Origin of the sequence: Kitasatospora sp. NPDC057518 (genome assembly GCF_042802075.1) — a bacterium.
Taxonomy (GTDB): domain Bacteria; phylum Actinomycetota; class Actinomycetes; order Streptomycetales; family Streptomycetaceae; genus Kitasatospora.
In genome coordinates, this window is the sequence record NZ_JBHVEU010000421.1 from 1 (window position 1) to 7818 (window position 7818).

10 protein-coding genes are annotated in these 7818 nt (G+C 71.8%); 5 read left to right on the top strand and 5 right to left on the bottom strand.

Annotated elements, in window-relative coordinates; all coding sequences use genetic code 11:
- Positions 1–187: 187 nt before the first annotated feature.
- The 3 genes from ACFU7Z_RS31795 to ACFU7Z_RS31805 all read right to left on the bottom strand — a co-directional run bounded on the left by ACFU7Z_RS31795 (position 188) and on the right by ACFU7Z_RS31805 (position 1850).
- The gene (locus tag ACFU7Z_RS31795; RefSeq protein ID WP_380781282.1) at positions 188–484 is read right to left on the bottom strand and encodes a hypothetical protein; all 297 of its coding nucleotides are present in this window, start codon (positions 482–484) and stop codon (positions 188–190) included.
- A 320-nt stretch (positions 485–804) separates the two neighbouring features.
- A complete protein-coding gene (locus tag ACFU7Z_RS31800) occupies positions 805–996 on the bottom strand; it encodes a DUF397 domain-containing protein (protein WP_074001038.1) in 192 nt (63 codons plus the stop codon).
- Positions 993–1850 carry a helix-turn-helix domain-containing protein gene (locus tag ACFU7Z_RS31805; protein ID WP_375876274.1) on the bottom strand — a complete coding sequence of 286 codons (858 nt, stop codon included), beginning with the start codon at positions 1848–1850 and terminating at the stop codon, positions 993–995. Before ACFU7Z_RS31805 ends, ACFU7Z_RS31800 begins: the two co-directional genes overlap by 4 nt.
- A gap of 237 nt (positions 1851–2087) precedes the next feature.
- Between ACFU7Z_RS31805 and ACFU7Z_RS31810 the strand changes: the two genes are divergently transcribed.
- A complete protein-coding gene (locus ACFU7Z_RS31810; protein WP_380781284.1) occupies positions 2088–2480 on the top strand; it encodes an ATP-binding protein in 393 nt (130 codons plus the stop codon).
- Entirely contained in the window at positions 2477–2752 is a 276-nt protein-coding gene (locus ACFU7Z_RS31815; protein ID WP_380781285.1) for a hypothetical protein, read from the top strand. The genes ACFU7Z_RS31810 and ACFU7Z_RS31815 overlap by 4 nt, the downstream gene beginning before the upstream one ends.
- Positions 2753–3148: 396 nt before the next feature.
- Here the strand turns inward: ACFU7Z_RS31815 and ACFU7Z_RS31820 are convergent, their stop codons facing one another.
- On the bottom strand, positions 3149–4132 hold the full coding sequence (locus ACFU7Z_RS31820; protein ID WP_049655487.1) for a helix-turn-helix transcriptional regulator: 984 nt from the start codon (positions 4130–4132) through the stop codon (positions 3149–3151).
- A gap of 202 nt (positions 4133–4334) precedes the next feature.
- On the opposite strand from ACFU7Z_RS31820, the gene ACFU7Z_RS31825 reads away from it, so the two are divergent.
- Both ACFU7Z_RS31825 and ACFU7Z_RS31830 read left to right on the top strand, forming a co-directional pair.
- Positions 4335–5450, top strand: coding sequence for an alpha/beta hydrolase (locus ACFU7Z_RS31825; protein ID WP_380781287.1), 1116 nt, complete (start codon positions 4335–4337; stop codon positions 5448–5450).
- Between the two features lie 47 nt (positions 5451–5497).
- Positions 5498–6592: an RICIN domain-containing protein gene (locus tag ACFU7Z_RS31830; RefSeq protein ID WP_380781289.1), complete on the top strand. Its 1095-nt coding sequence runs from the start codon at positions 5498–5500 to the stop codon at positions 6590–6592.
- Between the two features lie 95 nt (positions 6593–6687).
- Here ACFU7Z_RS31830 and ACFU7Z_RS31835 read toward each other — a convergent pair whose 3' ends face one another.
- The gene (locus tag ACFU7Z_RS31835; protein WP_049655493.1) at positions 6688–7209 is read right to left on the bottom strand and encodes a peptidylprolyl isomerase; all 522 of its coding nucleotides are present in this window, start codon (positions 7207–7209) and stop codon (positions 6688–6690) included.
- A 216-nt stretch (positions 7210–7425) separates the two neighbouring features.
- On the opposite strand from ACFU7Z_RS31835, the gene ACFU7Z_RS31840 reads away from it, so the two are divergent.
- Positions 7426–7626 (top strand): hypothetical protein, encoded by a 201-nt coding sequence (locus tag ACFU7Z_RS31840; RefSeq protein WP_380781291.1) that lies wholly within the window; start codon positions 7426–7428, stop codon positions 7624–7626.
- Positions 7627–7818: the final 192 nt, after the last annotated feature.

Here is a 7818-nt window from a genome sequence, read left to right on the forward strand (position 1 = left end):
GGCCGTGGTTGTCCCGGCTGGGTGTCCATCCGTTCCCGCCCCTCCCGCCAGACCCGCGCGGCGCGGGGCAGCCCACGGTACTGGGCCAGCCGACCACCGGGAAGCCATCCACCCGGACGCCCTCGACGAAGGACCGCGACGCATCCGGGGCGAAGCCGAGGAGCGGGCCGCAGAGGGTGCTTCGTGGCTACCAGGCGTGCCAGAGTGCGTCGTGGCGGTGATGGACCGGGGGGATGTCCGCGCCGGCGAGGTCGTGGCCGGCGCGGTGCAGTCCGCGGATCCGCTGGGCGTCGAGCCGGCCCCGGAGGCGGGCCCGGCCTTCGGCCGTGGCCATCTCGGTGGAGAAGTACCCCGTCCTGCAGTCGAGCACCTGCCACTGCCAGGAGGTGATCCGGCGGCGCGTCTTCTTGGGGGCGGGGCGGCGGCCTTCACGGGCGGCCCGGGCCAGTTCGGCGCGGGTGTAGCGCAGGTCGTACAAAGACATGGAGTGCGATGCGCCTTCTTCGACGCGGAGTTGTCGGGGAGTCGTGCGGACGGTTCGGGACATCAGGGGCCTCCGTAGGGCCCTCCGGGCTCTCCAGAGGTACCTACGGCGGGTGCGAATCGGTCAGCACGAATCAGCCTCCAGCGGTCGGGGCGGCCTACCCGGCAGCACAGTAGTCGCGCGGAGGGGTGGAGGCTTCAGGTTTTCAGCCCGCCCCCGCTGCGAGGTCGAGGCACTCCGAGGGCCCTCACGTTGGCCCAGCGCATCAAGCAGACCGGGCGGCCCTGCGTGCTCCGCAGGGCCGCCCGGCAAGAAACGCTTCAGGAACCGGCCGGAAAGTCGCCGGCCTGGACGCCCGCAACGAAGGACTGCCACGCCTCAGCGGTGAAAGCGAGAGCCGGCCCGTGAGGATCCTTGCTGTCCCGCACCGGAACCACGCCGGTGACGCCATCGGCCACCTCGACGCAGTCGCCGCCAGAGGGATTGCTGTAGCTGCTCTTGTGCCAGTTCATACTCCGTACCCTTCTGTCATCAGCTTCTGCATCCAGGAGACGGAGTCCTCCGGAGTCATCGCCAACGACGTTAGCTGGTTGAAGACAGTCTCATGCCGAAGGATGTCGGCCTCCTTCTCGATGTAGAGGCTGCTGCTGACCGACTCGCAGTAAACGACCTCGCCCGGCACGTCCGAGAAGGAAAGTATGCGGAAATTCGTCCCCATCGCCGCGTGAGCACCCACGCTGAACGGAAGCACCTGGATGGTGATGTTGGGCAATTGCGAAGTCGTAACCAGGTGGCCGACCTGCTCCGTCATGACGTGAGCGCCCCCGACCACGCGTCGAAGGACGGCCTCGGAGAGCACAGCGTGAACGGCTAGTGGTTCTGGACTCCGGACGAGCTCTTGGCGTTGCAGCCTGAGCTTCACCCGCCGTTCGATGGCTTGGTCACCGTTCCGCTCCGACCGGAAGGCCCGAAATACCTCGCGTGCGTAGTCGGCGGTCTGAAACAGCCCAGGAATCAACTCGGACTCATAGGAGCGAATCCGCGCGGCGTCGGCCTCAAGGCCCACGTAGGTCTGGAACCAGTCCGGCAGGGTGTCCGCGTAGTCGTGCCACCAGCCGCGCTGCGTGCTGCGGCGGGTCAGCGAGATGAACTGCCGCAACTCGGCCTCGTCGCTGACGCCGTACAGTTCGAGCATCGCGCGAATGTCTGATTCCTTCAGGGTCGTCTGACCCGACTCGATCCGCGACACCTTGGTTGCACTGAAGCCGAGTTCGTCCGCAACGGACTTGGCCTGACGCCCGGTCCGTTCGCGCAATCGTCGCAGCTCGGAGCCGAGCCTACGGCGCAGCACGGTTGGACTGTCCACGCTCGTCGCTCCCTCTTGGTTGACGTCGGGTCACAGTCTGCCACCTCCCTTGGCGGTCACAAGAATCTTGCGACTCCGCGCAATTGCGTGATGGCGCGCTTGCACAATGAAGCCATTGCAGAGCATGCTACAGGGAGTAGTCCTTCGGGTCTCTTGAGTGACTGATCCTGACCTGCTGCCGGGCATCCCTATGCCTCCACATGGCTTCAAACTCCGCACCTGGAAGGTGGATTCGCCATGTCCTGCCACTCCTCCACCACCTGGCTGCCGCGCAGCCGCCGCTCCCCCGGCGAGGGGCGCTCCCTCCTCGCCTCGCTCCTCGCCTCCACCCCCGCCGGTGAGTCGTACCGCGACTCCGGGCTCCTGATCGTCTCGGAGCTCGTCACCAACGCCCTCGTCCACGGGACGCCGCCCGGCCACCGCATCTACCTCGCCCTCGACCTCGACCCCGCCCGCCTCCGCATCGAGGTGCACGACGCCCGGCGGAACCGCGAACCGGTCCTGCGCGCCCTCACCCTCGACGGCGAGGCCGGACGCGGCCTCCACCTCGTCAAGTGCCTGTCGACCCGCACGGGTTGCTCCCCGCGCGAGCACACCGGCAAGATCGTCTGGTCGGAGGTGGCCGCGTGAGGGCCGATCACGACGTCCTCGTGGAGATCCCGGACCACCAGCCGCCCGCCGTCCACACCCTCAGCGACGACCTCCTGCGCCGGCTCTGGGACTCGGTCCGCTACCGCCCGATGTCCCGCTTCCAGCACTACGCCCTGGAGCGCCGCCTCACCGGCCCCTGTGCCCGGCGCGACATCATCCGCGACCTCGCCGACGAACCCGTCCTCGTCATCCCTGCCGGCGACCGCGAGATCAGGATCAGCTGGGCGAACCCCACCCAGCAGCCCACGTGATCGGCCACGTCCGGCGCTGAGACCCGGCCGGCCCCCAGCCCGGACCGCCGCCTCAGCACCGACCCGTCCACTCCCCGCTCCACTTCGACGACGGCTGCGTCGCCGCGCACCGCGAGAAGTCGGCCGATCCGACTTCTCGCGCCCCTCCCTGCCGACGCGCCGCGTCAGACGTCAGGCCGGCGCCCCGCCTACAGACAACCCCTCCACGCGATCTGCACCAGAAGTCGGCCGATCCGACTTCTCGCGCCCCTCCGCGCCGACGCGCCGCGTCAGACGTCAGGCCGGCGCCCCGCCTACAGACAACCCCTCCACGCGGCCCGCACCAGAAGTCGGCCGATCCGACTTCCCACTCCCTCCCCTCCACACCAACGCACCGCACCAGGAAGCCGCCCCCGCCTACAGCCACCCCCTCCGCGCGGCCTGCACCCCCGCCTGAAAACGGGTGGTGGCCCCGAGGTGCGCCAGCAGGGTGGAGACCCGCCGCACCACCGTGCGCCGCCCCAGCCCCAGCCTGCGGGCGATCGCGTCGTCCGTGGCCCCTCCGGCCATCAACGTGAGGATCCGCCGGTCGCGTTCGTCGATGCGCGGGTCGACGCCGGCCATGGAGGCGGGTACGGCCAGGCGCCACAGCGTCTCGAAGACCGCGCTCAGCGCGTTCAGCAGCCCGGACGGCCGGATCAGCAGCGAGACGACGCCCGGTCCGTCGTCGGCGCGCAGCGTGACGATGGCCAGGTCGTCGTCCCCGATGGCGAGTTTGAGCGGCGGCTCGTCCAGTGTCCGCGCCTGCTCGCCCGCCTCGATCATCCGGGCCATGTTGGGCCCGGCCACCGGGTCCTGGAACGCGCACCCCTGGTAGATGGCGCGGTAGACGACGCCCGCGGCCATCCGGCGGCGCTGCAGCACCTCCTGGTCGAGGTAGTGGGCGCGGCTGCCGGAGTACGGCGGCACGTCGATGACCCGCACCTGGTGACGGGCGGCGAGTTGGAGGCGGTGGCTGGCGGCCAGCACCTCGGCCGGATCGTCGACGACCTCCAGCGCGCCGTAGCTGCCGGTGTCGCGGCGGGCGAAGCGGTAGAGCCGTTCCAGTTCGGCGCCGGCCCGGCGGGCGGCGGCCTGGCGCAGCGCGTCATGCTGCAGCACCGCCTCGACCACCCGGGCGGGCGGCAGGGCCTCCCAGGCGTGGTCGCGGTCGTCGGCGCTGTCGGTGGTGTCGAAGGCCACCGCGACGCCCTCGTCGGCGAGGTCGCGCAGCACGGCGAGGACGGCCTCCTCGTCCAGGCCCGCCTCCCGTGCCAGTTCGGGTACGCGGGCGCGCGGCCGGCCGACCAGGCAGTGGTAGACGCGGCCGCGTTCGGAGTCCGGTTCCAGTACGTCGTGCACGACACCCCCCAATGTCACGGTGCGCCCCGCCCCTCGTACCCGCCCCGGGCGGAGCCGGGGGAGCCTACCCGCAGCGGCGGCGCACATGCGCCGGTGGCCCAGGTGCGCCACCGGGGGGCTCTGGCGTCCGGGCGGGGCCCTGGCAAGAGTTGACGGCGATCAGTCACACGACGGAAGACACGACGGAAGGCCGAGGACGCCCATGCCCCCTGCCCGGCTCCGGCGCGCCCGCGCGGCTCTCGCCGCCCTGGCCGCCTGCCTGCTCCCGCTCGCCGCACCCGCCGCACCCGCGTCCGCCTCGGCAACCGCCTCCGTACGGGCCGGGGCAGGGGCCGACGCGCCGCCCCCGCTGACCGACGGCTTCGGCCTCACCCAGGTCGGCGCCGCCACCGGCAGCGCCACCAACTTCGTCATCACCGTCACGACCCCGCAGGTCGCCGGGCCGCACACCATCCGCATCCTGCTGCCCGCCGACTACGCGTCCCGGCCGGACAAGCGCTACCCGGTGCTGTACTTCCTGCACGGCGCCTCGGACAACCCGAGCGACCCGGCGCTGGCCTACCCCGCGCTGACCGCCGCCCAGTCGATGATCACCGTCATCCCGGACGGCGGCCTGCGCGGCTGGTACGCCGACTGGCTCGACCAGGGCACCGCCGCCGGCGCGCAGAACTGGGAGACCTTCCACCTCACCCAGGTCCTCCCGTTCGTCGACGCCAACCTGCGCACCCGCACCGACCGCACCCACCGGGCCGTCGGCGGGCTGTCCATGGGCGGCTTCGGCGCCCTGCACTACGCCCAGGACCGCCCCGACCTGTTCGGCCAGGTCCTCACCATGTCCGGCGCCAACGACCTGTCCACCGACGAGATGATCATCCGCGGTGCCGTGGTCGCCACCCTGGTCAACGCCGGCACCGTGCTCTGCGGCCCCAGCGACGGCCACCCCTGCGGCCTGGACTTCGGCCCCACCGTCTCCAGCGACGCGATCTTCGGCAGCCCGTACCCGGTGTTCAACGCCGACTGGCGCTGGAACGCCGCCGACCCCGTCGCACGCGCCGCCGTGCTCGACCACACCGGCATCGCCGTCTACACCGGCAACGGCAACAACAGCCCCGGCGACATGGAGTTCTGGGCCGAGGGCACCGCCAAGCGCCTCAAGCAGCGCCTGGACGCGCTCGGCCTGCCGTACCGCTTCACCGACTACGGCGACGGCACCGGCTGGGGCGCCGACTGCCACGGCGGCCACACCGCGGGCTGCTGGGCGCAGGACCTCGTGGACTACGTCCCGCGCCTGGAGGCGGCCTTCGCCGCCGCCTCCTGACCTCTGACCTCCTCTCCCCACCCTCTCCCCCGACGAAAGGACACCCCTTGCCCACCCTGCCCCTCGGACGCACCGCGCCCTGGCTGCGCCTGCTCGCGGCCCTCCTGGTGACCTGTTGCGCCGCCCTGGGCCTGGCCGCCGCCCCCGCCCGCGCCGCCGCGCCCGCGCCGTCCGCCGCGCTCGCCGCCTGCGCCTCGCCGCAGCAGTGCCTGACCATCAAGTCGCTCAGCAACGGGCGCCAACTCGACGTCCAGAACGGCAACATGGGCGACGGCGCCTACATCGTCACCAACTCCGCCCCCGGCTACCACCAGTCCTGGCGGCTGAACGTCGACCCCTCGGACTACACCTTCACCATCGTCAACAACGACACCGGCAAGTGCATCGACCTGGCCTTCCTCACCCCGGCCCTGCGCCAGCAGACCTGCGCCGGACAGGCCAGCCAGCGCTGGTTCCTCCAGCCCGCGCCCGGCGGCGGCGACGCGTTCATGATCCGCCACGCCGGCGACAACACCTGCCTGGACCTGCTGCTCGGCGGCAACTACGACGACGCCTGGACCGACCAGTACGCCTGCAACGGCACCGCCAACCAGCAGTGGGCCACCGGCTTCGCGCAGGCCGCCCGCAACCTGGCCGTCGACCACGCCGCCAAGCAGTGCCAGAAGAACATCTCCGCCTGCTCCTGGGCCACGAAGAGCGAGGCCCCCGCCGCGCCGCTGCCGCGGGTGTGCGCCTCCGCGATCTGGTTCAACAACACCAGCAGCACCGTCCAGCAGTCCTTCGCGGTCACCGACACCAGCGGCTGGTCCAACACCATCGGCACCGAGCTGGGCAGCGACATCGGCGGCGGCGCCGAAGGAGTGTTCAAGGCCTCGGTCAAGACCGGCATCAGCTTCCAGAACGTCTGGAGCGGTTCGCGCAGCGTCAACAACTCCGTCACCGTCACCGTCCCGCAGCAGCAGTACGGCTGGGTGACGCTCGCCGAGCTCGCCCGCAAGGTCACCGGCACCTGGACCTTCGACGCCCAGGGCTTCCCGTGGACCGCCGACGACACCATCACCATCCCGGTCACCTCCGACCCCAACGGCGGCGCCACCCTCTACATCGCCAACACCAGCGCGACGTTCAACAGCTGCTCCTGACACCGCGCCCGCTCCACGGCCGCCGCCCGCGCACCGCGCCGGGCGGCGGCTTCGCGTTTCCGCCGGCCGGACGGGAGGGCCGGGCGGGCTGCGGGTCAGGACTGCTCGATCTCCACGGAGGTGATCACCACGTCCTCGACCGGGCGCTCGTCCTCGGTCGGGGCGGCGGCGATGGCGTCGACCACGGCCTTGGAGGCGGCGTCGGCGACCTGGCCGAAGATGGTGTGCTTGCGGTTGAGGTGGGCGGGGGTGCCCACCGTGATGAAGAACTGCGAGCCATTGGTGCCCGGGCCGGCGTTGGCCATCGCGAGCAGGTACGGCTTGGTGAAGAACAGCTCCGGGTGGAACTCGTCCGCGAAGGCGTAGCCCGGGCCGCCGGTGCCGGTGCCGGTCGGGTCGCCGCCCTGGATCATGAAGCCCTTGATCACCCGGTGGAACAGCGTGCCGTCGTAGTACGGGCCCTGGCCCGGCTCGCCGGTGCGCGGGTCGGTGTACTCCCGGGTGCCCTCGGCGAGTTCGGCGAAGTTGCGGACCGTCTTCGGCGCGTGGAACGGGAACAGCTCCAGGCGGATCGGGCCCGCCGTGGTGTGCAGGGTGGCGAACCGGGCAGTGGCCACGGTGACTCCTCGGGGTACGGCTGACGGGTGGGTGGCGGGTGGTTCTGGTCGGTACGGTTCCCGTACGACCGGTACGGTGACCTGGGCCGTTCGGCACCCGCATCCTGGCACAGCGTCCGGCCTCGTGGCCGAACCGGGTGGGACGGTCCGCACGTCCTACCAGGCAGTAGGGCGTCGAGGGAAAGGCGGGTGGCCGTGATGGTCGGTGCGGTTCTGGTGGGGATTCTGGTCCTGGTGGTCGCGGGGTGCGGCTGCGTGGTGTGGGCCGATCGCGGCGGGCCGCGCTGGACCCGGGTGGCCGCCGCCCTCACCCTCGGCGCCGGCAACGCGCTGCGTAGCGCACAGCGCCGCCGGCGCCGTCAGGTGGGCAACAACGGCGGGGGCAGCTACATGGACGGTGGCGGGGGCGGCAACTGAGCCGTCGACGTCCGGGCGGGACCCGGCGCCGGGCCGTTTTCGAGGCGGCGCGCCAGCCGCCGCGTCGGCCGGGGGCGGGGGGCCGGGCTGCCTGGGGTTGGACGGGGCGGCCCGGCGCCGCCTTCGCGGGGCGGTCGGACGGCCCGGGCCCCTGAGCGCGAGCGCGTCCCCGTCCGCAGCCCGGGTGGGCGG